This window comes from Aureliella helgolandensis (genome assembly GCF_007752135.1).
Taxonomy (GTDB): domain Bacteria; phylum Planctomycetota; class Planctomycetia; order Pirellulales; family Pirellulaceae; genus Aureliella; species Aureliella helgolandensis.
Map to the genome: position 1 here is coordinate 5,729,586 of NZ_CP036298.1, position 24,372 is coordinate 5,753,957.

22 protein-coding genes are annotated in these 24,372 nt (G+C 52.5%); 20 read left to right on the forward strand and 2 right to left on the reverse strand.

Translation table 11 applies throughout. From position 1 onward, the window contains the following. Positions 1 to 244 precede the first annotated feature (244 nt). Positions 245 to 1,441 (reverse strand): replication initiation protein, encoded by a 1,197-nt coding sequence (locus tag Q31a_RS20130; protein ID WP_145081938.1) that lies wholly within the window; start codon positions 1,439 to 1,441, stop codon positions 245 to 247. 398 nt (positions 1,442 to 1,839) lie between these two features. On the opposite strand from Q31a_RS20130, the gene Q31a_RS20135 reads away from it, so the two are divergent. The 20 genes from Q31a_RS20135 (at position 1,840) to Q31a_RS20230 (ending at position 23,012) form a co-directional block, all read left to right on the forward strand. Beyond that, complete coding sequence (locus tag Q31a_RS20135; protein WP_197355426.1) at positions 1,840 to 2,649, forward strand: ParA family protein; 810 nt, start codon at positions 1,840 to 1,842, stop codon at positions 2,647 to 2,649. Position 2,650: 1 nt separating this feature from the next. Then, the gene (locus Q31a_RS20140) at positions 2,651 to 3,565 is read left to right on the forward strand and encodes a ParB/RepB/Spo0J family partition protein (RefSeq protein WP_145081941.1); all 915 of its coding nucleotides are present in this window, start codon (positions 2,651 to 2,653) and stop codon (positions 3,563 to 3,565) included. A 366-nt stretch (positions 3,566 to 3,931) separates the two neighbouring features. After that, positions 3,932 to 4,822 carry a hypothetical protein gene (locus Q31a_RS20145; RefSeq protein ID WP_145081942.1) on the forward strand — a complete coding sequence of 297 codons (891 nt, stop codon included), beginning with the start codon at positions 3,932 to 3,934 and terminating at the stop codon, positions 4,820 to 4,822. 327 nt (positions 4,823 to 5,149) lie between these two features. Further along, entirely contained in the window at positions 5,150 to 6,070 is a 921-nt protein-coding gene (locus Q31a_RS20150) for an aminotransferase class V-fold PLP-dependent enzyme (protein ID WP_231690854.1), read from the forward strand. Between the two features lie 248 nt (positions 6,071 to 6,318). Beyond that, on the forward strand, positions 6,319 to 7,110 hold the full coding sequence (locus Q31a_RS20155) for an ArdC-like ssDNA-binding domain-containing protein (protein WP_145081944.1): 792 nt from the start codon (positions 6,319 to 6,321) through the stop codon (positions 7,108 to 7,110). A gap of 221 nt (positions 7,111 to 7,331) precedes the next feature. Beyond that, positions 7,332 to 8,642 (forward strand): hypothetical protein, encoded by a 1,311-nt coding sequence (locus Q31a_RS20160; protein ID WP_145081946.1) that lies wholly within the window; start codon positions 7,332 to 7,334, stop codon positions 8,640 to 8,642. After that, the gene (locus tag Q31a_RS20165; protein WP_145081948.1) at positions 8,639 to 9,997 is read left to right on the forward strand and encodes a hypothetical protein; all 1,359 of its coding nucleotides are present in this window, start codon (positions 8,639 to 8,641) and stop codon (positions 9,995 to 9,997) included. Before Q31a_RS20160 ends, Q31a_RS20165 begins: the two co-directional genes overlap by 4 nt. Positions 9,998 to 10,217: 220 nt before the next feature. Beyond that, positions 10,218 to 11,225, forward strand: coding sequence for a serine/threonine protein kinase (locus Q31a_RS20170; protein WP_145081950.1), 1,008 nt, complete (start codon positions 10,218 to 10,220; stop codon positions 11,223 to 11,225). Then, positions 11,222 to 12,283 (forward strand): protein kinase domain-containing protein, encoded by a 1,062-nt coding sequence (locus tag Q31a_RS20175; protein WP_197355428.1) that lies wholly within the window; start codon positions 11,222 to 11,224, stop codon positions 12,281 to 12,283. The genes Q31a_RS20170 and Q31a_RS20175 overlap by 4 nt, the downstream gene beginning before the upstream one ends. Further along, a complete protein-coding gene (locus Q31a_RS20180; RefSeq protein WP_145081955.1) occupies positions 12,273 to 13,364 on the forward strand; it encodes a hypothetical protein in 1,092 nt (363 codons plus the stop codon). Before Q31a_RS20175 ends, Q31a_RS20180 begins: the two co-directional genes overlap by 11 nt. A 124-nt stretch (positions 13,365 to 13,488) precedes the next feature. Beyond that, a complete protein-coding gene (locus Q31a_RS20185; RefSeq protein WP_145081958.1) occupies positions 13,489 to 13,875 on the forward strand; it encodes a hypothetical protein in 387 nt (128 codons plus the stop codon). Continuing rightward, positions 13,872 to 14,528, forward strand: coding sequence for a hypothetical protein (locus Q31a_RS20190; protein WP_145081960.1), 657 nt, complete (start codon positions 13,872 to 13,874; stop codon positions 14,526 to 14,528). Before Q31a_RS20185 ends, Q31a_RS20190 begins: the two co-directional genes overlap by 4 nt. A 689-nt stretch (positions 14,529 to 15,217) precedes the next feature. Beyond that, positions 15,218 to 17,710, forward strand: coding sequence for a type IV secretory system conjugative DNA transfer family protein (locus tag Q31a_RS20195; protein ID WP_145081962.1), 2,493 nt, complete (start codon positions 15,218 to 15,220; stop codon positions 17,708 to 17,710). A gap of 664 nt (positions 17,711 to 18,374) precedes the next feature. Beyond that, positions 18,375 to 19,094, forward strand: a complete 720-nt coding sequence (locus tag Q31a_RS20200; RefSeq protein WP_145081964.1) for a hypothetical protein — start codon at positions 18,375 to 18,377, stop codon at positions 19,092 to 19,094. A 137-nt stretch (positions 19,095 to 19,231) separates the two neighbouring features. After that, complete coding sequence (locus Q31a_RS20205) at positions 19,232 to 19,600, forward strand: hypothetical protein (RefSeq protein WP_145081966.1); 369 nt, start codon at positions 19,232 to 19,234, stop codon at positions 19,598 to 19,600. Between the two features lie 458 nt (positions 19,601 to 20,058). Then, positions 20,059 to 20,349: a hypothetical protein gene (locus tag Q31a_RS20210; RefSeq protein ID WP_145081968.1), complete on the forward strand. Its 291-nt coding sequence runs from the start codon at positions 20,059 to 20,061 to the stop codon at positions 20,347 to 20,349. Positions 20,350 to 20,574: 225 nt separating this feature from the next. Continuing rightward, positions 20,575 to 20,874, forward strand: a complete 300-nt coding sequence (locus Q31a_RS20215; RefSeq protein WP_145081970.1) for a hypothetical protein — start codon at positions 20,575 to 20,577, stop codon at positions 20,872 to 20,874. A gap of 600 nt (positions 20,875 to 21,474) precedes the next feature. Beyond that, positions 21,475 to 21,723 (forward strand): hypothetical protein, encoded by a 249-nt coding sequence (locus tag Q31a_RS20220; RefSeq protein WP_145081972.1) that lies wholly within the window; start codon positions 21,475 to 21,477, stop codon positions 21,721 to 21,723. 279 nt (positions 21,724 to 22,002) lie between these two features. After that, complete coding sequence (locus tag Q31a_RS20225; protein WP_231690855.1) at positions 22,003 to 22,638, forward strand: MT-A70 family methyltransferase; 636 nt, start codon at positions 22,003 to 22,005, stop codon at positions 22,636 to 22,638. Positions 22,639 to 22,691: 53 nt separating this feature from the next. Continuing rightward, entirely contained in the window at positions 22,692 to 23,012 is a 321-nt protein-coding gene (locus Q31a_RS20230) for a helix-turn-helix domain-containing protein (protein WP_197355430.1), read from the forward strand. Positions 23,013 to 23,086: 74 nt separating this feature from the next. Here the strand turns inward: Q31a_RS20230 and Q31a_RS20235 are convergent, their stop codons facing one another. Then, positions 23,087 to 24,046 carry a hypothetical protein gene (locus tag Q31a_RS20235; RefSeq protein ID WP_145081974.1) on the reverse strand — a complete coding sequence of 320 codons (960 nt, stop codon included), beginning with the start codon at positions 24,044 to 24,046 and terminating at the stop codon, positions 23,087 to 23,089. Between the last annotated feature and the right edge of the window lie 326 nt (positions 24,047 to 24,372).

Consider the following 24,372-nt stretch of genomic DNA (forward strand, 5'->3'; position numbering starts at 1 on the left):
TTTAATGCCACGTGTTCGAGCGCATGCGTTTCTGCAAAAGCTTAACGACCGGCGAGCGGAGTAGCTCGCCTACCCGACCATCCATAGCAGACGGGGAGAGTTTGTCACGCCTTATGAGCAATTTGTTGCAAACAGCAAAGGGTATCGTGAATTGAACTAGATTTAGGGTTAAGGGGTCAGGAGTCAATTGTGCGAAGCACCCGAAGGGCCGTTCCGGCAATTGACTCCTGACCCCTTAACAATACTACTTGCGTCGGAAGATCTGACGATCGGGTCGAAGCGATGAACTGTTGAACTCAGGTGAGGGCTGGTATCCCTCTTGTAACGCTTTCACGAGCCACTTGTCGGCGAAGCGGATCTGGACGCCACGTTGCCGCTGTTCGTCCATGGCCTTGAGTGCGCGAACGACAGGCTCAGCGGGATAGCCATTGATGGTTTGAATTGCCAGCATTGTCGAGATCCCGCGTTTTGAGAGTGCTTGTAAGAGTTGTAACTGTTGCGGGTTCTGCATTCCGTGCGAGGCCGCCACCTTTGCACCTCCGTAGCCGAAGGTTGCCGTCCATGTGCCGCGCCGGACCTTGGTAAAACGCGCATCGTGAGCGAGTGGCTTGAGATATCCCACCGCCTCTAGTTCTTCTGCGGCCGGGGCAATGTAGCGTTTTCTCGCCTTGTCCAATTCGATACCTGGGCTGACGCCAATGTGTTGGTAGGCTAGTCGAGCCAGGTCGAGCGTGACTTCCCGATGGTGCGGCGGATGGAAGTGCTTGTCGAGATAGCGATACAGCCGACGGGCGGTAGCGCTCAGATCGCGAGCTAAACCGAAGTCAATGCGTTTCAAATAGCCGCTATCAAAACTTTGGAACAGCACGCTGCTCCAGCGAAACGTGGATTCCTGCTCTGTAAAGCTGCCTTTGCCTTTGCGAGCATCCAAAAAGCGAAACGAATCCAGGATGCCAAAAGCTCCCTGATCTCGAAACTGTTTTTCTTGGTTGTCACGCCACAGATTCTGATAGCTGAGCCGCACACCGACCAGACGCTGCATTCCGAGTGTGAGTCTCGCATAGGCCCAATCCGACTTGGGCCAGCCCATCAGGTCGAACAGTGCCGATCGTTGGAGGATGACTTTGGCGTCCGCGAATCCGTTGTAGTCGCTGGTGTACTTCATCAGGCCGAGGTAGATCTCTTCATCCTTGGCCGTTGGTAAGCCAAATTCTGGGTCGCCCTTGACCGTCAGCTTGCGGGAAACCGTTTGTTTCTCCTCTCGGTCATAGTCTTCGACCTCGAATTGGAGGTACTTGCGATTTCCCTGGCGTTCTGAAAGCAATGCGAATGGTAACTCGCACAGATTCATTTCGTCCCGTCCATTGGCTAGATTATCCAGCCGCTGGGGCAACGCGACCTGTTTGGACTGAGTCTGCTTGGCTGCTTTCTTCAAAATCACACACAGTAGTTCTAAGTACCTTTAGTACAGTAGTAGCGTTTCGAATTCCCGAATGAGTCCTGCAACTTACCGAATTCATCCGGTCTCATTTGGCGAGCCAATCGGTCTCAGTTGGCGTCCCAACCGGTTTCATTTGATGCTCTGTTCCGGCCTCATTTCGCGTCGCAACCGGTTTCGTTTGGCGTCCTACTCAGGGCTTCGGTTCCTGTGCTACCTTTACTCAATGTGCTGTAGCAGATGAAAACGAGACCGGAAACTGTTTTCTTCTGAGGCTCATGAGAGCACGTTTTTTGTTGACGACCTTCGCGCTAACGTGCCACTGTATTACCAGAGAAATCAACCACTTGGCCGGAATTGCACGTCGCAATCGTTTCAAGTTGGCAGCAAGGAAGTCGATAATGCCTACCACAATTTGCATGATTAATCAAAAAGGCGGATGCGGTAAGAGCTCCACTTGCTTTCATCTTGCCGGAGCGATGGCAGCCGCGGGCAAGCGAGTCTTGCTACTAGACCTGGACCCGCAGGGTTCGCTCAGTCAGGGATTCTTTGGATCCGCCGCCATTGAGACGGTCGATGGCAAAGACACCGTGGCGCGACTATTTGCCGACGGTGCCTATTTCGCTTCCATTGACCAGTTGGCCATACCAACTCGCTATGACGGAATCTCAATCGTACTGGCCAATCAGTGCCTGGCGGAATTCAACACGCCCAAGCCTGAGAGCTCTGGTTTGCTGCAGTTCGCTGTTCGCGAGTTCCTACGGGAGGCTGTCGAATTCGATATGGTGCTCATCGACTGCCCGCCGAATCTCTACCGTTGCAGCTGGACAGCTTTGCTCGCATCGGACTTTGTCGTCATTCCCGTTCCACCGGAAGACTTTGGTACTCAGGGACTTAGAGCGGTTCACCAGACTATCGAACAGGCTCGGAAATTGAATCCTGGATTGCGGCGCCTTGGGCATCTCATCACTCGCAGCGATCGCCGTTTGTTGATCCATCGTGCCTATGAGCAGCGCGTGAGAGAGATTTATGGTGAGAATGTGTTGGAAACTGTAGTGCCGGAAGCCTCGGCATTCAAGGTTTCAGTCGCCGCTCGCACACCGGTTGAATTTGACCTGCCTCGATCGAGTGCAGCCAAGTTGACTCGTGAGCTCTGTCGTGAGATTCTCGACCGCATCGATGTGAAAACGGCAGCATTGAAGGTGGCCTAATATGACAAGCACAAAACGCAAAATCGAAGACCTAACCTCTCATCTCGACGAGTCGATGGGTAAGAGAAACGAAGGATTGCCTTTAGGGTTGGTTCCACAGTTCAGTCCGGTACCATCTCCGAAAGACATTGGGCGTCAGTCAGTTCGCGGATTCGGCGAAGTTCTCTTGGAACAGGTTGTTGTTGACCCGACACAGCCTCGAACCGTTTTTGAGCCAGCCGAAATTGAACGCCTAGCTCAAAGCATTCGAGACAAAGGCCAGTTGCAGCCAATTCGCGTTCGCTGGGATAGCCAACTCGAAAAATGGGCGATCATTGCAGGCGAGCGTCGATTCAGAGCGACTCAGGCTGCGGGTCTGAAATCGATACAATGCTATTTCCATGAGGGCGAGATCTCAGAATCAGAAATCCTCGAGCAGCAAATGATCGAGAACCTACTACGCGAAGACTTGCGTCCCATGGAAGAAGCCAACGCCTATGCAACGCTCATGAAACTCAACACGTGGAATGGCAAACAAGTTGCTTCCGCGTTGCGCGTTTCGCCATCACGCGTCAGTCGAGGGCTCGCTCTGCTCGATCTTCCCCAAGAGATGCAGCAGCAAATCGAGTCGGGCGAGCTACCGAAGTCGGTTGCCTACGAGCTTTCCAAGTTACCGAATGAACAGCAACAGTGGGCCGCGTATGCTCAAAAGGAGAGCCAGCCACTTTCAGTCAATAACACTAGACGAAAAGTAAAGCAGCGACAAGGAAAAGCCCCCATTCCGCGAGGAGTGAAGCAGACCTTCTTGACCGAGGGAGAGTGGACAGTAACCGTTGCATCCAAGCGGAAGGGCAACTACCACGAAATCGAAGAAGCCCTACTGGAGGCACTTCAGGAAGTGCGCCTACGTATCGACAATAATGTGCATCTGGGATGAGAAATGACCTAGGTGCTTTACTTTGATGTTCAAGACGTGGTACATCTGATCCATGTTAAAGTCATTTGTTGGATCATATAACGCAACTGGTTTGCATTCGCTTCACACCGAAGACGGACTTCGACTAAAACACATATCGCGCGAGGGCGGTACCATTCCATTCTGGGCAATACTGGAATCGGACGTGGTACCTCACATTGAGCGTGCATTGTGGATAGGAGACCGTAGGACTGCGCTTGCAATCCTCGCAAGAAACGCGAAGGATGCGGGGAGCATCCTCGACTGAGCAAACTTGCTCTTGCGCAACAGACTAAAAGGTGCTCAATTGGCGCCGTGGCATTCATTTGTGCATAGTTGGATTGAATCATGCATCCAGTACTCGGGAAAAATAGCGTCCGGAGCGTTGTTGCGGCCGGTGGCGTAATACTCGCTGGTATTTGTGTGACCTGGTGGCTTGCGTCGCCGAGACTGCAGCTAGCCCTGGTCACAGTTCTTCTCTTGGTAAATATTCTTCTGACATTACGTGGCACGGCCAGACTGCGCGAAGGTTCTACTCTGCCAGGCAGTGTAGAGACTCTTATGCAACTCGCCAAATCGCCAGGAATCGCCAGTATCCACGACTCGATAGCTTCTTCCTTACTGACCATCGCATCAAGAAAAGACCCAATTTATTGCCGTCTAGCAGTTCAGAGCCTTGAGACTCTGGCCTTAAATTGCCAGCGGCTGGCGATGGGCACCATCGAGTACCCGTCAACCGAATCCTGGCGGGTAGTCTACGAAGAGCTTCTCCGCAGCCCAGGACTGTATCTCTATCGAAGCGTATCTTTCGTCGAAACGCAGCACTACTGGCAAGACGGCCCCGGTCGCCAGAGTACGCTTCTGAACCTGGAGTTGCACGACAAGGGTACCGTCAACATTGAACGGATAGTGATTGTCGCTGACCATCTCTGGGAAATGGACGGATTCATCAGCGACCCCATTCGCAATTGGTTGGACGAACAACACCAGCATGGCATTTGGCTCAGGGTCGTCCGGGAATCTGAGCTAGCTGGTGAAAGTGACTTAGTTTCTGATTTTGGAATCTATGGAACTCGAGCTGTTGGTACGCAATTGGCTGACGTGAGTGGACGTACGGCCCGGTTCGTTTTGTGTTTCGATTTCGAACGTGTTGAACAAGCCGAGGAGACCTGGAAGCGGCTCGAGGTTTTTTCCAAACCTTATCGAGACATACTGGATCGAACAAACGGATCACGCTAGGATCAAAGGAGAAGTCAGAACTCTTTGAAAGGTTTCTTGACGTTGCAGAACGTGCTGTATCTCGATACGGCACGGCTGGGGCGAATGTCACCTCGAGCTTGCCGTGCCACCATAGATTTTGCTCGTTTGTCTCACGAGCACGGCTCGACGCTGTACTCAGATGACTTCATCCAAAGCGGCTGTGAATCTCTTCCGAAAACAATCCGTGAACGATACCCCGGTCTTCGTGATTGGCACGGGCCGTCCAGGCTCGCAGATCGGCTTCAGTCGCTAGCCTCCGCAAAGGCTGACTGGCGAGTCCTACTTGCCGCACGGTCAGCCAACGTGATGAAGTTTGCGGCGCGCCTGCAGTTCGGGCAGTGTCGCAAAGTGTTGATCACCGATCTGACCTGGCCGTCCTACGAAGCCATACTTTGCCGTCAACAGAAGCGGTCTGGCAATGGGATTCACAAAGTTGCGGTGCTCGCGAGCCTGTTGCAAGACAAATGCAGTATGGATGAAGTATTCGACCGTCTAGCCGCGCAATATGCCGAACACAAGTGCGATGGATTGTTTTTGCCGTTGGTCGACAATCGTGGCATCCACCTTCCAATCCGGAAGTTGGTGGATCGTATTCGGAGGAACGCCGAAATCCGCTTCTGCGTAGTCGATGCGGCGCAAGCACTACATCATGTCCCACTGAATCTGCACGAAGATTACTGCGACTTCGTTGTCGCTGGTTGCCACAAATGGCTTTGCGCCCACACACCTTTGGGACTGGGATTCTATGGGCGCCAGCGATCCCGAGAATTTATTGGGGAATCGCTCGATCGTTGGCTACAAGATGGATCGATGGATGACCCACTTCTGAGCTACTTTCGTGAGCTAACCACGGGAGAATCACATCCCTTTGGTGAAACCGTGCCTGTTCTACCGATGCTGACTGCCAACGGGGCCGCCATCGATGCTGATGAGCAGACACACGAGCGATTCCAATCTCAGAATCGACGATCGATTGTTGAGTTGATCCAAGAATCAAATTGGGAACTCGTTCTGCCAACCTCCGAGTTTCAAAGTCAAATACTACTTGCAAGACCGAGAGGAAAAGCTCCATCGCGATCGGCAAACGGAATTCGCCAGGCTTTTTTGGTACGCGGTATCGCACTAACAGCTTATGACGATGGAACCGTTAGAGTTGCGATCCCCAAGCATGTACTCAGCCACGAAGTGCTGACGCATTTACATGACACGTTCAAGCAAATTGGCTGAGGAACAGCTAGCAATCTGGCTTCTACTCCGAATTTCATCGGGGCAGGGAAATAGTTTTTCTCCGTCAGCCTTCTGATCATATCACGGCGTTCAAGGTCCGCTCCGTCTTCGCCGTCGCTGCTGCTTTCGCTGCGCGAAAGGCTCCACCTTGACCTGCCGTGTCACAAGAGATCTCGGCAACGGCATGCCACCTGAATGAACTAACGGAAGCTGCAAGGCCGCAAGCGGCACAATCAAGGACGAACACTATGAACAAGGAACAAGCACAGAAGGCAACAGAAACTGCATTGCAAGACTTAGTAAAGGCATTGGAACAAGGCAAGAGTGATGAACTGATTAAATACCTCACTTGCATGAGTCGGTTCCACCAATACTCACTTCGCAACTTGCTGCTCATTTCGCACCAACAGCCCGACGCGACCCAGGTCGCGGGATTTCACACTTGGCGAAAACTCAAACGATCCGTTCGCAAGGGTGAGAAAGGAATCGCTATCCTCGCTCCACTGGCGTTTCGCAAGAAGACGAAGGGATCGCCCAAAGATGAAAGCGAGCAAGCTATCGCTGGCTTTCGAGTTGTTCATGTTTTCGATATCAAACAAACAGACGGGCCCCAGCTTCCAGAGCTTATAACACCGACAGGCGACCCCGGTATTGCACTTGCTCAATTGGAGGATGTGATTCGCGGTAATGGAATAGAGCTCGACAGCCAGGATCTGCCGTCAGACACCCACGGCTGCTCAATGGGCGGAAAGATCATTGTCAACTGCAACCTGAGCGCTGCGGAAAGATTCAGTGTGCTGGCTCACGAGCTAGCGCACGAGTGGTTGGCACACCACTCGGCAAGGTGTCAGGACGTACGTATCCGCGAAACGGAAGCCGAGGCCGTGGCCTTTGTCGTGGGCACTGCACATGGAATCAACTGCGAGCAGAGTTCGGCAGATTACATCCAGCTCTACCGAGGCGATTCAGAGGCACTCTCACGTTCGTTGAAAGAAATCCAGCGTGTGGCTAGTCGGATCCTGCAGGAAATCGCCAGTTAGACCGTAACGCTCAGGGGTTTGTACTCAGGTCCAGGGGAGGCATGTTGAATTCCTCTGGATTCTGAGTCGATTTCACCCTGGAGGTAGCCTAAATGGTCAAGCACATTGAGAGTCATGATCGGCCAGCAGTGCTGGTCGACACTAGCCAACGGAATGCGTCCGCAGCCGACACGAATTCGCAGTCACCGTTCGAGCTCTCACCCAAGCAATTCAAACGGAATTTGACGAAAGCGTTGAAGGCGGCTCTGCCTTTTCAGGCCATTGGCGAAGGTCAGGCGGACGCGAAAGCCATGTTTGGCCAGTATGTCGACAGTCTCGCCAAACTCGAGGAATGTCAACAGGAGGTCCGGGGTTTTGTGAACCGCATGAAGTCGACCAATGTCAGTTACGAGGTTTTCGAAGGGCTAGATGATATCCGTGACAAGCTTGAGAGCGAAGTTACGTCGGATTTTAAAATTAGGCTCACCCAGCCTCTACACACAGGTACGGCAGAACTGGCGGCGAAATCAACAGCAGAGGTACGCCAGGAGTTGAACGAATCTTTGCACCGAGCGGTCGTCCGCACCGTCGATCAATTGATCGCGGGACTCGACAATCTCGTGGACAAAAAGGTCGTGGGGTTGGTTACTTGGACCAGTCAAAACACAGTTCGGTACGACTTTTTTGAACGCCTTGTTTCTGTGGGTGGTCGCACGACGGAGTTTAGCCGAGGAGAAGCGGCATCGAGTGCGAACAGTCCTACGGGATGGGTACGCAGATTAACAAAGCGCGATGAGTGCGATGTCACCTGTCGTCGACAACGCCATATTCATGAAGCGATTGATGCGTTCCAGACTGGCTTAGACAACACCCAGGTCATAATGCCGCCAAAAGTTGTGGCGCTCTGCGAGGCGGTACCTAACTGGCTGCGCTCGGAATTCGTAGTTCTTGATGGTTACCTGATCCGGCAAAATATCCATGAAGAAGTGATTATCCGGAGCAAAGTTGTCGCGGAAACGCACCAAGAAGTCGTCGTTCACGGCTTAGAGCCGGGTGTGGTTTGCGGCTACTACGTGTTCGCAGGATGGGGTCCCGCCGAAATCGACGATGAGAAAGAGCGGCGAAGTATCGAGAAGGCAACTCGATTCGAACCTTTCTGGTTAGTCTCCGCCGCTGGTCTTCAGCTATTGGCGCTGGTTCTTGCTTCCTTTCAGCTGGCTCAATTTGCGACCCTTGTGTTTATGGCATCCGTAGGCTGCATGTTTGGGGCTGCGATTCAGATCGACGCCATAGATTTCAAGAAATCGGTCCCATCAATCGGTAGCAACACTTATGTACCGCCCCGAGCAAGATGGCTCTCTCTGCTCGGCTTCAGTTTTGTCGCTTCTGCGTCGGTGACACTAGGCGGAATCCAACTCATGCTCGCGCCGGTCACTATTGGTATTAGGGTGGTCGCAGGAATACTGATACTTGCAGGTGCAATTTCAGTAGTGGCGCTTCGCGACTTTCCATTGCAGGTTCTCAAGCCATCTAGAAAAGGACCGAAGCAATGAACGAAGAAACGCAAAACGCACGCCGACTAAAACTGCAGGCGATTTGGTCACTAGTGTCGCTAGCATTCATCCTTCCCATTGCTTACTACGTTGGTTACTACTGGGAGAGCTATGTCGAGTATCCGTATATCAAGAACATTTCATCAACGAAAGGGGGACGACCAGATGCGAGCGTGGTTTCCACGCCCCCCGCGCACACGCTGCTGCGATCGACGGAGGCCGGAGAGACGTCTTCCGAAGTACTTCTCGAAGCACAGCGTGCAGAGGCAGTTTCGGCCGAGACGAACCGCGCGTTGCGTCGGGCGCGGTTTGTGAAGCTACTTGCATTCGCAAGCAAGACACAGAACGAAGTGACCGAGGTCATCACGCAGGTGCGCTCGTTGGAAGAGTTAGAGAATCAGATTGAAAGCGGGGACGCCGGAAAGAGGATTTCTGCGGATGGCGCTTTGGTCAGCAGCTATGCAGCAATCAGCAAACTGCCAGTACCAAACTTGGTAGACGCTACCGAATGGCAGCGACAATGTTTGACGGCAGCCGCTCCGCTTAGGGATGCATCGGACGAGGATCAAGCGAACTTCGTTGTTCAACCAGAGCTTCAGTCCTTCCTCAGTGAACTTTACGAAAACGCGGTGAAGGCGAACGAGCAGATTCGAAATCGACGGGCGGAACTGCAATTGCTGGTCGAATCCAGTCGTAGCCTAAAACCTTCTGAGGTTCCGTTGCGGACACGCGTACTAAAGAACGAGCAAGACTTAATCGCCAAAGGAATGGAGATTGGAGCCAAGACACGCGAGGAGGCGATCGTCGATCAAGCTCGCCAGCATGCAGAACACCTAGGTCAGGAGCGGACCCTAACACTGGCGGCCATCAATACGGTCGAGGTGGAGAAAGAGCGGCTCAAACGGATGGCCGCTGATAAAGAACTAGCCGACCTAACTCGCATTCAAGCGGTTGCTGAGAGTCAGCAGCTCGCGGAAAAGTTGCAATCGGAATACCAAGAGGACTTGCCAGAAATACAACAACTGCTGAAGCCATTCCTGGATACGGGCGACTCAACGCAACCAGGGGCAGTCAATTGGGACCCGGGTGTTCAGATGTTCGCAACCGATTCGTACCGTCCGATTTCCTATGGTTCTCTGTCGAGCTGTTCGGCTTTGGACGACAACGATGATTCTCTGCGTCGATTGCACTACATAGGTGGGTGTTTCTACAACCGCCGTAAGAAAGGCGCATTTCCTACATATTCTGACCATGGCACTTTCGATCCATCGGTCAAGTCCAAGCTGGAGCGGGCTCGCGAGCTTCTCTTGAAATATGGCGACCTGTTGGTTCAGGAACGGAAACTTCGCGAGTGAGGCGAATCGCACGCATCGTTTTCCGCACTATGCATGCGGCCAGAGGTTCGTCCAGCGTGACAAGCGAACACGCACGTTCACCCGCACGCAAACTCCTGCACTACCAAGCAGTTAGCTGCAGTCTATGGACAGCGTTTTTTGTAACCGTAAGTCGACACACCCTGGCGCCGAAGCTGCGCGGATTGCCAGTGTCTTGGACTGAGTTATCGGAGATCCCGCTATGAAAAAGCATCACAAAATAGTGCACGCGATGGGCCGGAAGATACGAATTCAAGGTAACACTCGCGTTCGTGGTCGCCGATATGACATCGTAGAAACACTCACGAGCAATGCTGCGCGACCACGCCTACTCTTGTTGGATCGAAACGCTGGTAGCGACGCATATCGCGTGCTTCTCACGCTCCCACGCAACTCGAACGCTGCCAATCTAATCGCAGTTTTGCGTGAGTTGCCCAAGTTTGGAGACTTACCGCGTATCATCGACGTGGAACTTAGCCGCGACCGGGTCAGACTCGTTCTCGATTACGTGAGCGGGAGACCGCTGAGCGATTACCTGTCCGCGATCAAGTGCGGGCGCGTCGTTCGACCTTCTCCCTATGAAGTGGCAAGGCTAGTTCACCAGTTGGCTGGAAGTTTATGGAACCTCCATGAACGAGCAAACTTGGTGCACGGCGATATCAAACCGGCAAATTTGATCATTACTCGGAAAGCCACACGTATTTGTCTGATCGATTTCGGTAATGCTTTCCGCATTGAACAAATGGCGAGTCGCCCCGCTGGAGACGGCGTGACACCGGGTTACGCACCTCCCGAATTACAAGAGAAGCGCATTCGCGCGGATGGTCGAATTGATCAATTCTCAGCGTCAGTGCTGTTCTACGAGCTGCTAACTCTGCGATTGCCCTATGACGGACTGGGTGGCTTGGCGGGTTCGACTGCAAATTTTGCAGCATTTCGAAATTTCGAGCATTCCCTTGCTAGCGGCCACGAAGCGTATGATCTTCTGCCAAGCAGCTTGAGAGACAAATTGACCCAAGTCGTCGCGCGTGGCCTGCAATTGAATATCGAAGACCGTTTTCCCGACACGCATCAATGGCGAACAGCACTTGGAGAGCTTAGAAACAGCCTGGATTCCCAGCGGAATAGTTGGAAACAACTCAACCACTTGCGGCCGTCTGTATGGAGCATTTTCGCTCGGTTCCTGCTTCGACAGAGGCAGTCGCCATGAGAAAACGCCGCATCGTGAAGGTTGTTGCAGAACGGCTGGAGTCATTCATCCAGAGCAACTTTGAAACCCAAGCCCAATTCCTAGATGCCGCTGACATAGGTCGCACAACGCTGCATCGGATGCTAACGGGTGAATCAGTCAAGAGACAAACAATTCTCGAAATGGTCGCTCATCTGGCAGATTCAGGGAAGCCCTTGAGCTTGGATGATCTAGTTGACGACGAACGGCCTCAACCCAACTCGGTAGAGCTGGCGTCGGAATGGCAACAAGATGAATGGGAAGTCATAGCTTCGTCAATTGGACGGCTCCGAACAATGTCCAACGGAATCGTGATGCAACATGCGAAGGCCAGGCATCGCTTGCTGACTAACGAATTTGGCCGCATGAAGGTCTATGACATCCGAGGCCTAGGACGGGAAATGCGACTCCGATACCGAGATGCATTGACCCGTCATGCAACGGTCTGCCGCAAGTTGTTCGAAACCCCACAGATCAGTACTAACATCACGCTGGTCGCACGCGACGATTATCGACTCTGGTCGGTTGTTGATCGTTGGGTGGAAGGATCGCCCCTGGATGAATACGTCGAGCAGAACAAACCAGATCTCCCAGGTTTGATTTCGGTTTGGCTCGACATTGCGAAGGGTATTCAGGCATTGCACGAGCAGTCGATCATTGGACGAGAGATTCGACCAGAAAGCATTCTAATTTCCAGCGACGCCAAGCACTGCACGCTCACCGATCTTGAACTAGCCAAGCTGCTCGAAGCAGAAACGACGGTTTCGTCCCATTGGCAGCCGAATCCTTATCGTGCTCCCGAGATTCTGGGCGGTGAATCCCGTGTACAGGCAGACATCTATTCCTTCGCGAAAATCGCCGCATTCACTCTTGCACGTAGCGTGCAAGAGGATGCCCAAGAAGCAATTGAATCAGCCGCTTTGCCAAATGGCATCCAATCGTTCTTAACGGAGTCACTTTCGCCAAGATGGCCCAAAAGACCCAAGTCGCTTGTTGAGCTGCTACCGCTGCTCGAAAGGGAAAAAAGAGATGACTATTGATCAAACAGACTCTTTGGCTACGGCGCGAGAATTCAGAGAACTCCAACAGGAGATGGCTGATTCGACAGCCGCAATGCTCGGTATTCATACGTTAGGCGAGGCGGTCTTCTGCCAACGCGCCGCAGTACTGACTCTGGAGAAGCAAGAAGAGGATGTTGGGCTTGAGGAATCCGCTCTTCCAGTCTTAGGAGGCCTGCCGACGCACGACATCGACCGTATCCAGGCCAAGTTGGAATCACTGTGGAGGGAGTTGAGATTCTGGCCCCTGATTGTCGCCAGTTGTATTCTACCGGCATTGATCGGACTTGCGCTGATGGGCAATTATTACATTGCCGTTCTGGTTAGCGTATCGCTCGTAGTATTCTCTCGATGGCCTTACGAGCTCTGGTGTGAAATTAAGTATCTCCAAGAACGGCTGATGATCGCCCAGGTAGCGATAAAGAGTGAGCCTGATTGGACGCAAGTGCGGACTCAAGCGGTCGATTGGTGGTCGCTAATTCGCGCAGGCTTTAATTCAGTTGAGAAGACTCGGGTTCTCATCGATGCAGAACTGAAGATACAGGGCAAGCCTTGGCGAGTCCTTCAACGGGGACAATATCAGTACCCCGTGATTCTGGTCAAGTGCGACTCCGAAGAACGACTCAACCAACTAAGGGATGGCAAGCTGCACCCCCAGCAAGTCGCACGCTTGGTGGCGTACAGTTGCCTCTTGACGTTACAGGAACGAACAAAATCAGAATGGGCGATTGTCCTATTCGCAGGCACCGACACAGGCATCGCCGTACCGATCGTCGAGAAGTACTTTGACTACTTCAAGTCTGGTCTGGCGACTGGACGGCGATTGATTTCGAACAAGGACCATGGTCATCGCGATATCGCGGAGAAACCGACTAAGTTTAACCCGTGTGCGGGCTGCCGCTTTGGGGCCCCTGAAGTCTATAGGCTCCAGCAGGGTCTCGCTCAGACAACGCCCTACTTGACTAGAGGAACGGACGGAAAGCTATACCACAGCCAATGTGGAGATCGATTTGGCGACGTCCCACTCCATCGTGCGAGCGAGGAACTTGGTCTTCACGGGTAGCACGATAATTGCAATTGGAACACTAACTGGAACAACCAATTATTGGCGCGGAACGTAGTAGACAACTTAAATACTCCTGTCTGGCAGAACACCCGAGTAACAGAAGCCGCACACGGAGTAACAAATGGAAACTACGATTCACAAGATTCTTCGCGCCATCACCGAACGAGTGGTCGCAATCGTCGGAAGTGCAATTGGAACTGCTGCCTCGTCGTACCGAGCGGTCTATGAAGCAGAGCAACAGTGCCTACTGGAGGATATCGCCGCTCAATATGACACGGACGGTAAACACGCACTCGCCGAGAATCTGCGTAAGCGAGCGGCCGAAATTCAAACGGCCGATTCTAGCAAAGAAGCAGAGAATGTATTTCTACGCCTTTGCGATGGGAGCAATGTCCGTGAAGAACCTAACCAGAAGTTGATGGACAAGAGGCCTCCCTCCCGCAAGAACAGAAATCAAGATCGGAGACAAGCCCCCGCCAAGAATGCCGACTTAGGGGACTTGGAATGAGCCACAGTCTCACGAGCCAAGGCACCTGCCGTCTTAGTGAACGGGACATGGCTATGCTCCAGGCGGCAAGTCTCGCCTGGCGTGGCATGACTTCTCGTCAGTGTGCCGAACACTGGTTTCACGGCGACCTTTCCAACGCTCGCCGGCGCCTGCGAAATTTGGTCACATCCGGATTTCTGAGTCGACTGACGATTCAAGCAAGAGCCTTACCACCGTTGCTTGGACCCTCCGCGCAGTGGTGTCCCAACGCACCTCTACCTGGGTTCGAAGCAGTGTCCTATCAACTGCGAAAGCGCTGGGCTCAACGGGCGGTGCGTGACTGTACTGCCTACATCGCGACGGCGGCTGCCGCTGAGATGTTTGGCGGCAAAGCCGGACAATTCAAAAACGAGGCTCAGGCTACCCATGACCTCGGCGTAACTCAAGTATGGATGCACTTTGACAAACACCAACCCGCACTTGCTCATGCATGGCGCGGTGAAGACGTCATGGCGAGCACGCGGGTCGGACAAAAGCTTCCGGATGCATTTGTGATCGATCCATCCGATGAAGTGAAAATCGTAATCGAGTTCGGAGGCGCGTACAACGCTCAGCGACTTCGTGACTTCCACAGGGACTGTGAGCAACGCAATCTACCTTACCAAATTTGGTAACCATGAAAAACACAACTACAAGAATCGAAGAAGTCGTCGGGCACGCAGTTCGTTTCAACATGACTACGAACAGTGCTATCCACGTCATGACCTCGTTCTCACAGTCTCACATCTCTACGGTCGAAAAGTTTACGGCTGAACTATGCCGCACAAACTGGCTGACAGACTACACCTTTAGGCATCCATCCAAGTATTTCGTCCCTGGACCCAAAGCAGTCAAGCACTTTGGCTTGGCAAGACGAGCATCGAATGCGCGTGGACCGCAAGCGTTTCCAATCGACTTTGCCACGCTGCTGTACTGTAGCCAGCATGAACGGGACGTTGTTCGCCTAAGGCGGGCGGAGATCGGCGAGAAGTTTTCCTGGTATCGCCCAGAGTGGATGCCCCACGCCCATATCCTCTGCCGTAACGGACAGCGGTTAGCACTAGAGATGCTCAGACTTGCGCACGTGGGCCATCCCAACACGATCGTACGGAAATGCTGGGAGGCGATCGAGAAACGTTGTCAGTCGCCTGAGGCTAGGGCGGCAATCTCACGGCGTGAATTTCGACTTGTGATTGTCGTAGGAACCCAGGCACGAGCGCGGTCTCTTCAAAATGATTTGGCGCGTCTGAACTGGACCGAGAGCGTCGAAATTAAATTCGCGGTTATCCCCGAAATGCTTACGCTAACTAACAGGTGCTGACTCATGGTTCGATCTTCCTACTACAAGCCCGAGGGAAATCCCGTCAACGTTTCCCAGTTGCCAAAGCAACTGATGCCATTGGCGTTTCCAACCGTAAACAACAATCTTGTGAGCACGCGCGTCAACCGAAATCTTGCATTGGGAACAGCTCTAGTTATCGATCTTGGCGCAATAACACTGAGTTCGTTCGCGACCTCCACTACTGTAGTCCTATTTATTGGGTTCGCAACGCTGCTGGGGGGCACGATCTTACGCTGCTGGACCGCAGTGGCCAGTCTGTCGTTCCGAGACTTTGGGCTGTTGGCACTCTTGCTATTGAGCCACGCAGCCATGCTAACCATCAGCAATCGGTTCGTCACGTTGGTGATAGTGACGACCTGGATTTCGTACACAACCTATCTAGTTGGCTTGCACTGGATCCATCGTTGCACTGTGTCGCCACTGCCGCGTGAGCAGGCGGCAATTCTCATCCAACAATGGCATCCCACACTTATCCTCTATAGCATATCGCCCTTTATACTTCTGCTGAGCTGTCTTCTGACTGGCTCCACCCATCTCTTTTTCGCGGGTACGTTGCTGATGCTCGCGTATCAAACCGTCAGTACAGCGTTCACTGAGCGCATGACCGTCCGTATGCTACTCAGGCCCTTCAATTCATTTCTCAGCTACAACATTCCAGATCACCATATTGCGGGAGCACAACTTAGCGCTGCTGGCGGATATTCCAAACGTCTCATTGTGTTGCTCGGCTCCATGTCTGTCGGCGCCGCTTGGTCGTACGGCTTCGCGGAATCGAACGGATTCCCGATTGCCCTACCTGCTGTTTTTTTTCTCGCATTCCCAGTTCTAGTGTTCTGCCCATTGGGGCTGGAAGCTGGAAAACTGTTTGCGAAGCGATTGGACGGTAACAACTGGCGAGAATTCATCCGTGACCTTCGTGTAAGTATCGATCCGCACGTTCGGGGATCGCTGTTTCTGGGGAGAGTCGCCCAAGATGGTATGCCCGTGTTGTATCCAATGGGAATTCTCAATGAACACATGCACATCCTGGGCTCGACTGGATCCAACAAATCCTCAAAGGGTCTGATGCCTCTGATCGAGCAAATCATTGAGTTTGGTTTCATTAGCGTCATTTGCCTAGACCTTAAGGGAGACAGGTTGGAATTGATGGCGTGCATGATGCGTGCCATCCGGGAGATAAATCGTCGACTGGGCCTGGACAAAATCCTCTCCTTATTTAGCACTGATTCGCAGGACGGATCCCAGATCTTCAATCCCCTTGAGTCGCCAGTATTTCGGTCGTTGTCGCTGGATGAGCGCGTTTCGCTGATCGTAACGGCTACCAATCTGATCTACGGGGAAGACTACGGTACGGCGCACTTTGATGCCAAGAACATTCGTCAAATGCGAGCCCTGCTGTACTTAGTCCCGGAGGCACGATCGTTTCGTGAGCTCTATGATGCGTTCACGGGTCTGTGTTCAAATCCAGCCACAAGAACTCACTTTAGCCGGGACAAGCACGACGACAGTCCTCACCTGGAAGAGACGCTCTATCGTCTCGCATCGATTGATGCAATGCAAGTGACCCAGGCAGATGATGTAAGTGACGTGGCCAAGGCTGCGGCGATCAACATTGAAACCTTCTTGAAGGAACCGTCCTATCTGTACATGCGTTTGGCATCTGCCGCATCCGCAAAGACACCTCCCACAATTGCCAGACTTTTACTGTACTTACTCATCGAAACTGCGCGGCGCACGCCTCAACGCATACCGGTGGTGGTCGTGATCGATGAATTTCAGCAGCTACTGTCACCAAGTATCAAGGGGCTGTTGCAGCAAGCCCGAAGTCTTGGAATCGGCATTGTTATGGCTAACCAGAGTATCCAAGACTTGCGTTCGATGAAAACGAACCTCATCCCCACGCTTGAACGCAATGTGCGCATCCGCCAGTGGTTCGACTGCGGCGAAGACGACCGTGAGTACATCATTAAAGCAGTTGGCGAACGTGTAGAACACGTTAAGCAGTTATCTGCCGATAGCAACGGCACACGAGTCACCACAGCTGAAGTGCTGCTCCCTCGACTAAGCGTAAACGAACTCAATGAGCTGAGCGACAACCCCATGCAAAGCGTCGTTCACATCAAACGAGGTCAAGGCTATGCGAGATTCTCTGGAACGCCGTTTGTCATGGAAAGTGACTACCACATAACTCGGGACGAGTATCGCAAATACCAAGACACAGAATGGCCTGAAGGCGAAGCCAGACTGCTCAAGAACGGCGACCTAACAGCGAGGACGCCGCAGGGTGCTGGCTCAAAACCAGTCTTCACGAATGAGGAGGATGCTGATGATGGAGCCGTTCTCGATGAAACCCTTTCAGGTCTCTTTGGGAAGTTCACAGAGGGTGAAATCAGACCATGGCTAGAGTCTGACGACGACCAAACAGAGGCCGCCCGAGCAGACGATGACCACACGGAGGTCGACCATGAAGAGTAGGATCAAAACTAAGCGATCAGCAGTGAAGCGAATCATGCCAAGGCAGTGGCATGACTGGGACCGTTGCACACTCAATACACTGCGGCTCTTTTGCACGCAGGCATACCTGCTGTCCGATAACCAAATAGCGGCACTTGTAAACGAGCAGGGGACTGGTTTCGACCTACTTGCGAGTATTGAACGACTTAAAAACGCTGGGTTGCTTAAAGACGGTGAACTACTCGCAAAGCCCTTTTCCAACTCCGCCCCGCTTTTTGAGTCAGGGCGTGGCTTGGCATCGATCGAAGACACCAACAGTCCACCGAACCGGAGAGAAAGCCATCTGCAACTAACGAAGATAACGGTGGCATCTCGCGTCGCTTGCAATCTATTCGGCATAGACTTCCGTACAAGTGACGACCATGACCAGCTTCAACGAGCATTCAATCTGAGCGAGATCTTCGTCAAGTGCTCGCTCGCGAATCTCGGGCAACGCTGGCATTGGTTGAGAGGCGATCAAATTGAATGGAAGTTCGCAGTTGTTCCAGATGCCATTGCCTCCTGGCCTGAAAGTAAAAAAGGTTCCTTTATCTATCTGAGGCGACCCAGTCTCTGGTCAAGAATCGACGTTTTGGTTTCTCAGTGTCGCGCGCAGCGATGCGACTTGCAGATTTGGTGACTATTCATGATTGATAAATGCTTTGCTACAAAGCGCAACAGCGACAGCGAAATTCGCGCGCTAAAGCAAGCCGTTCTCTACGGTTTGACATCGGCGAAAGCGATCGCCTGCGACTGTTTCGGCACTGACATGATTGACGAACGAACCGATGAGGTGATCGCACGGCTCCTATCGGATTCGTTAATCTACGAATTTTGGATCACAAGCAAGACGCGAGTCTTTCTTGCCACTCCGGGTGGACATGCTTTGGTATGCGAACCGGAACCAGTGCACGATCGTCGCACGTCTTTCCGATCACTGGTCAGCGGAATCGCCATGCTCAACTTTTGCTGCGTCATGAATGAGCATTGCCAGCTCACGCGGCGCGAAGACATCAAACGTTTGCTACCGGGACTTGATCGGATGGGTGCACCAGGTAGCCAGTATATCAAGAGCGTTAAGGTCGCTCGCGTTTTTGGAATCGCCAAGATCGACTTTGGCGGGGCTGGTAACTGGGAACACATCGTCCGCAAGACGGTTGCAAAAGCGCATCAACTTGTTGAGATTCCAGACTATCTGCGGCTAGCGAAAGCAAAGCGTTTCGAGCTAACCGTCCTAACAGCGATGCCAGAAAAGGCTCGAAGAATCAACTTGCGCTTTGCAGAATACGGAGCAACTACTCCAGTTCGTATGCAAGCAGTGCCTATTCCAGACCTACTTCCGTTAGTAGCTCCACTGCTTTGCTGATCGCTTTCTTTTCTTTGGAAAAGACAACCGCTCCTTGCCCGGGAGTAAGCACAAAGAATGGGCTTTCACTTGACATGGTTAACTGAGGTTGCTGGCATCTTTCGGGAGCAGCAATCGATTAACTGGGAGTTCCAGTTATGAAACGCAAGAAGCGTTACGTCCCCCTAAAACAGGGCGTAGCTATATCACCACTCGCTAGGTTACTTAGGCGAAAAGCAGGTCTTGAAACAGTGTGTCAACGCTGCTCAGGGCTTTTCCTCGAAGAACCTGCTCCTGTCTCGGGAAATCAGATTCCTTACGGCTCCGCCGTGGTTTCGATCTTCGTTGATGAGAGGTTTGGTCGTCAGCACTATTATTTGAAACTTGGTCGTTATCGTGCGGCAGGCGCTCAAATAAGAACATCTGAGTACCTCAACGCAAGCGACATTGACGATGCGATTGAGGCTCTCTGGATGTCCAAAGCATGTCTGACGGAACCTTACGAAAAGGTTCGGGCTAAACGTTAACCAAAGTCTTTTTTCCTGGGGAAGTTGCATTTGCAACTTCCCCTTTTTGACATGTGGAATGGTCCACGTGTTTTGTAAACCAGTATTGCCGTGCGAATGGTCGCCAGCAATGCGCATTGAAAGGAGGACTTATGGAAAGAAAGGACAAAGAGCCTATCCATACAGTCGAGAGAGGACGCATCCAACTACCTATCTGGGAGAACCAGAGGGAAGACGGGAGCGCGTGGTTTAACGTTACAGTGAAGCGGTTGTTCAAATCCGGTGGGGAATGGCAGGAGTCCCAAACTTTCGGGCGCGAAGATTTACTCGCGTTGTCGGAGGGAGTGACTGAGGCCTACCGCTGGATTTGGGAACAGCGAAACACAGCACGCAAATCCACAAAACGAACGGCATAGTGGCGTTCAATAAGAACAACTGTCAGCCGACTGCAAGTCGGCTGACCTCAAAGGATTGGGACTATGAAAAATGCAACAAGGCAGCCAGTGACAACGTTGTTAATTGGCACACTGCGGATCACACCCGCAGCTTGGGAAAAGGTCGAAATGGAAGCACTATTCGAGAGTTTCATTCGACACCTGAACGGCAATTGGGGCGACTTGGACGAACACGACTGGAAGGCAAATGATGATGCCATCGAGTATGGCGGACGAGTGCTCTCCTCTTACTCGGACAGGAACGATACTCGGTTCTGGATTATCACGGAAGCAGATCGCTCGGCAACGACGATTCTGCTCCCGAGTGAATACTAACTGAGTACAGGTAGGTTCTTTATCTTGCGTCATTAATGAAGGTTCAGTCGTGGAGAGCCAGCACGCTCTCCACGCTTTAGGTTTTGCAACGTCATTTTTGCTAGGCATTCACTTGGTTGTTTTCGCGGTGATGGTTTCGGCCATGATCGGGGAAACAACGGGTGGCGTACGGTCCCCAACGAAGTCCCGTACGCCTTTTAACAACCACCAAGAGGAGGTTATCTCATGAATGAGATGAACAAAGCAAGCAATTTGACCTTTGGGATGAGCGGCGCTCGTTCCAGGGTTCAGGAAGATGAAGCACGGCCAAAGAAGGCGAACGTTATTCGGCACTTACCATCTGTGCTCCATGATGTTTCGCCTGAAGTCGAGAAGCTAACCACGGAGCAATTCGTGGGTCTCATTCTCGTCATTGCCGATCTGATCGACTCGATCAGCGGAGAGGTCTTTATCGCGAGAGAATTAGGCGATGACCTTTCGTGTCTTTCACATTGCCTTCGGCGAACAGTTACGGAGGTGAAGTAATGGGAAAGACAATCGTTAATGGCAATGCAGAACCAACACGGAGGTTTGTCAACGCCGACAGGCATCAGTGCCAGTGTGGCGGTCAACTTCAGAAGTTCGACGAAAATTCATCAAGCCAAACTGCATATTGCAGCCGGTGCAATGAGTATTCGTTGATACTTCGGCCCGCGTATGAAACCCAAGTGATTCATTTGAATCTCTTTGGGACCATTCGTGGAAACGCTGCTTATCAGCGGCCTTATAGCGACATGGAACGAGCAGAAGAGCTTGTAGTCTGTTTGGTGATGGACGTGTGGCCTAATTGGGCAACGATCGACCAATTCAGTATCTACAGCTCTGACCACCTAGGAGCGCTACAACACGCGCTACGAAGCGGTTGCACTGCTTACGATTTTGATCGAGTCCAAGGGGACGGTAGTGCCATTACAAATTTGGTGCGATGCGTCTCAACACAACCATACGGTCGTGTTGACTTCGATCACGGATTGGCGTTTGCCAAGTCGTCAAGGCTGCACAAGCGGCGTTAATACCCTTGCTCTTGGTAACCGGATCTTCCCGGTTGCCAAGGGCTTTTTCTTTCTAATCATCCGGAGACCAACCATGGCCCAGCCAGCTCACACTATTCGGTTTGGACTAATCAAAGCCAGCATCTGGCAGAATCACACCCGCGTTGGCGATCGGCACAGCGTGACGATCGTTCGACTTTACAAGAACGGAGATACCTGGAAAGAGTCGCTGCGATTCGGTCGAGACGATTTGCCGCTAGTCTGCAAAGTCAGCGATTTGGCACATTCATGGATCTTCGAGCACAGCCAAGAAGAGCGGGCCGCCAATTCCCCAGTCGCGTAGTTCCTGATGCCCCAAATTTGCATTGAAAGGCATTGAGCTTGCACGATTCATCCAATGAAACTGAAAAACCACCAGAGGCGGAATTGTCCAATTGGTGGTATTCCGCCTGTGAGCACTGCACCGCCAAGTGGTTTGCGCCGTTTCAGCCGGTGGTTTGTCCGCGCTGCGGCTCGCCCGTATTGCAGCCCGAGCGCAAGCTTCCGCCATGGCTCGACAGTGCACCAGCCAGGAAGCTGACATAGTTGCCTAGACATTTGCAGCATTCATCAGAAAGTTCCAGTGAGCAAATTGACCTCCAGCGAATCCCAACACGATCTCGGTCCACAGGCAGCAAGCTTGGACGGCGGCGCAAGCGAGCTGATCCTGCCCACGATCGTGGGCGACTTGCAATTGTTGGTTGATCGCGGCGCCAAATTCTCAACCATTTATGCCGATCCACCGTGGCCTTATAGCAACACTGCGGCTCGCGGTGCTGCAGAGAACCACTACAAGACAATGACTATGGAAGACATTTTACGGGAACCGGTGAATCTTCTTGCTGCCACCCAGTCACACCTGCACTTATGGACCACAAATGCATTCTTGCGAGAAGCATTCGACGTGATGAATGCTTGGGGATTTCAATACAAGTCGTGCTTGCTGTGGGTAAAGCCACAGATGGGGATGGGCAACTACTGGCGAGTTTCGCACGAGTTTCTGTTACTGGGAGTGCGCGGAAGCTTGCCATTCCAAGACAACAAATGCCGAAGCTGGATTTCGGCCCGCCGCACCGTGCACAGCCGCAAGCCGTTCGCATTTCGGGAACTCGTTGAACGCGTCAGTCCAGGTCCCTATTTGGAGCTGTATGGCCGAGTAGAGCAGCCCAACACCACATGGACCGTCTACGGAAACCAAGTTGAAAGACGATTGTTCTGAGACGTTTTTATTTGTAGTCGATGTTGATTTCACTCCAAGAACGAGAATTACCAATGCTAAAATCAAATACCGGAAAAACCGGTCCGCGCGAAGCAGTCGATGAAAGCGACGTGCTTCAGATATTGCTACGGCGGCTCGACCAAATCGAAGCCAAGCTGCAAATAGATCCGAAAGGGGAGCGTGAGTACTTCTCGGTATCCGAGGCAGCCGAGCTTCTCGGCAAGGCAACGTTTACCGTTCGCGAGTGGTGCCGTCTTGAGCGCATCAACGCCCGCAAACGTCCCTCTGGTCGAGGCCGAAGCCTCGAGTGGATGATCTCAGCCAAAGAAATTCAACGCATCATCGATCAAGGACTACTGCCACGAGACCTTTGAGCACATCGCCTCACCGCTGCAGAAATTCACGATTGCACGCGAGTCAGAGGCAAACGAAACTCGTCGACCGGAGTTTATTTCAAGCATTCAATCTCAGCTAGTTTCGAGCCAGAATCATGGCGGCCTGGGCGAGCGCTCAATCGGCCGTCGGAGTGTTGATGGAACGTGCCACCGTTAGATTGCCATTGGCGGAGGGCCTTGGTACTTCGCACTGCTTCAAAATGCACCCATTCGCGAATGTACTCGCGCAATGCTGGTGGCACCAAGGCCATCGGTCCGCGCGGGTCGCAGACAGGAGCCCCGATAGATCTGTGCAGAATCGCCCGAAACTCTTGAGCGAGCGCTGCAGTGTCAGCAGGTTGACCATCGATTGAGGACCAGAGGCGATTGATCAATTCGTTGTCAAATGGAGGCCGTTGTTCGCCGCGCGTCGGGTTCACCTGCGGTGCTGCGTCGGCCAAAGCCCAGGGCGACAATACCGCGTACTGCTCTACACGGCTAATACTGTCAACCTTTCGCTGATGCCTGAATAGGTCTGGAGCCCACGTAACCTGGATTCGAGCCCCACGTTTGCGATGCAACTCTGGGTAACGGACGCGGATATCCGTTTTTTGACAGTAATCCTCCGTCAATCGCGTTAGCTGAGCTTTATTCGAATCCTCATTTAGAACGTCCACAATCAGCTGTTCCAGAGCGCGTCCACAACTCGGAGCCACCAACCGTGGAAATCGGCTTGGCTCGGCTTGTAGAATTCGAGGAAGCATCATCGCTAAATCGTTCAGATCGCACACGAGGCTTCGCATCGAGTGCCGCACATTGAGTGTGGCCAGACAATCCGTCTCATGTTTGTCAAAGAATACAAATCCAATGCCCCAACTCCTAGCTTCAATAAGCTGATCAGTCCGTAAGAAAACTTTCTCACCGTTAGTGCTAGTCGCCAGGTATCGGTAGCGGGTAAGCTTCGGGCTGCCGCCATCGGGTTCAAGTTCATCGGGCCGGTACTCCACTTTGTCTGCGTGAAACCAGGTGTGCATACCCAACAGCTGATCACGTGTTCGTTCAAGCAGTGCAAATACCGTCTCGATGCGACGCCCTTGTGTATCCTTGATTGATGGATAACGGACCAAACGCCTGTAAACGTTCAAAAGGTCTGTCCCGAAGTGTCCTTCAAGATCAACTCGAGCAAGGTAAACTGGGAGTACACCCTTTTGATAAGCGTTCTCGAGGTTCACGATAGTCTGTCGAAGCTCACGAAAGAATCTATCGACCTCCGTGGCGCCGACCACGGGCTCATATCTTGTCCTAACTGTATTTCCGGTAATCATTGTTAGTCGCTCCGCAATTTGTTGACTTCGTTCTC

Excerpts from the sequence above, each read along its gene's own strand:
- Q31a_RS20135 (WP_197355426.1), top strand. The coding sequence starts at position 1,840 with ATGCCTACCACAATTTGCATGATTAATCAAAAAGGCGGATGCGGTAAG.
- Q31a_RS20140 (WP_145081941.1), top strand. The coding sequence starts at position 2,651 with ATGACAAGCACAAAACGCAAAATCGAAGACCTAACCTCTCATCTCGAC.
- Q31a_RS20145 (WP_145081942.1), top strand. The coding sequence starts at position 3,932 with ATGCATCCAGTACTCGGGAAAAATAGCGTCCGGAGCGTTGTTGCGGCC.
- Q31a_RS20150 (WP_231690854.1), top strand. The coding sequence starts at position 5,150 with ATGAAGTTTGCGGCGCGCCTGCAGTTCGGGCAGTGTCGCAAAGTGTTG.
- Q31a_RS20155 (WP_145081944.1), top strand. The coding sequence starts at position 6,319 with ATGAACAAGGAACAAGCACAGAAGGCAACAGAAACTGCATTGCAAGAC.
- Q31a_RS20165 (WP_145081948.1), top strand. The coding sequence starts at position 8,639 with ATGAACGAAGAAACGCAAAACGCACGCCGACTAAAACTGCAGGCGATT.
- Q31a_RS20170 (WP_145081950.1), top strand. The coding sequence starts at position 10,218 with ATGAAAAAGCATCACAAAATAGTGCACGCGATGGGCCGGAAGATACGA.
- Q31a_RS20175 (WP_197355428.1), top strand. The coding sequence starts at position 11,222 with ATGAGAAAACGCCGCATCGTGAAGGTTGTTGCAGAACGGCTGGAGTCA.
- Q31a_RS20180 (WP_145081955.1), top strand. The coding sequence starts at position 12,273 with ATGACTATTGATCAAACAGACTCTTTGGCTACGGCGCGAGAATTCAGA.
- Q31a_RS20185 (WP_145081958.1), top strand. The coding sequence starts at position 13,489 with ATGGAAACTACGATTCACAAGATTCTTCGCGCCATCACCGAACGAGTG.
- Q31a_RS20190 (WP_145081960.1), top strand. The coding sequence starts at position 13,872 with ATGAGCCACAGTCTCACGAGCCAAGGCACCTGCCGTCTTAGTGAACGG.
- Q31a_RS20195 (WP_145081962.1), top strand. The coding sequence starts at position 15,218 with ATGGTTCGATCTTCCTACTACAAGCCCGAGGGAAATCCCGTCAACGTT.
- Q31a_RS20200 (WP_145081964.1), top strand. The coding sequence starts at position 18,375 with ATGATTGATAAATGCTTTGCTACAAAGCGCAACAGCGACAGCGAAATT.
- Q31a_RS20205 (WP_145081966.1), top strand. The coding sequence starts at position 19,232 with ATGAAACGCAAGAAGCGTTACGTCCCCCTAAAACAGGGCGTAGCTATA.
- Q31a_RS20210 (WP_145081968.1), top strand. The coding sequence starts at position 20,059 with ATGAAAAATGCAACAAGGCAGCCAGTGACAACGTTGTTAATTGGCACA.
- Q31a_RS20215 (WP_145081970.1), top strand. The coding sequence starts at position 20,575 with ATGAATGAGATGAACAAAGCAAGCAATTTGACCTTTGGGATGAGCGGC.
- Q31a_RS20220 (WP_145081972.1), top strand. The coding sequence starts at position 21,475 with ATGGCCCAGCCAGCTCACACTATTCGGTTTGGACTAATCAAAGCCAGC.
- Q31a_RS20230 (WP_197355430.1), top strand. The coding sequence starts at position 22,692 with ATGCTAAAATCAAATACCGGAAAAACCGGTCCGCGCGAAGCAGTCGAT.
- Q31a_RS20235 (WP_145081974.1), bottom strand. The coding sequence starts at position 24,046 with ATGCACACCTGGTTTCACGCAGACAAAGTGGAGTACCGGCCCGATGAA.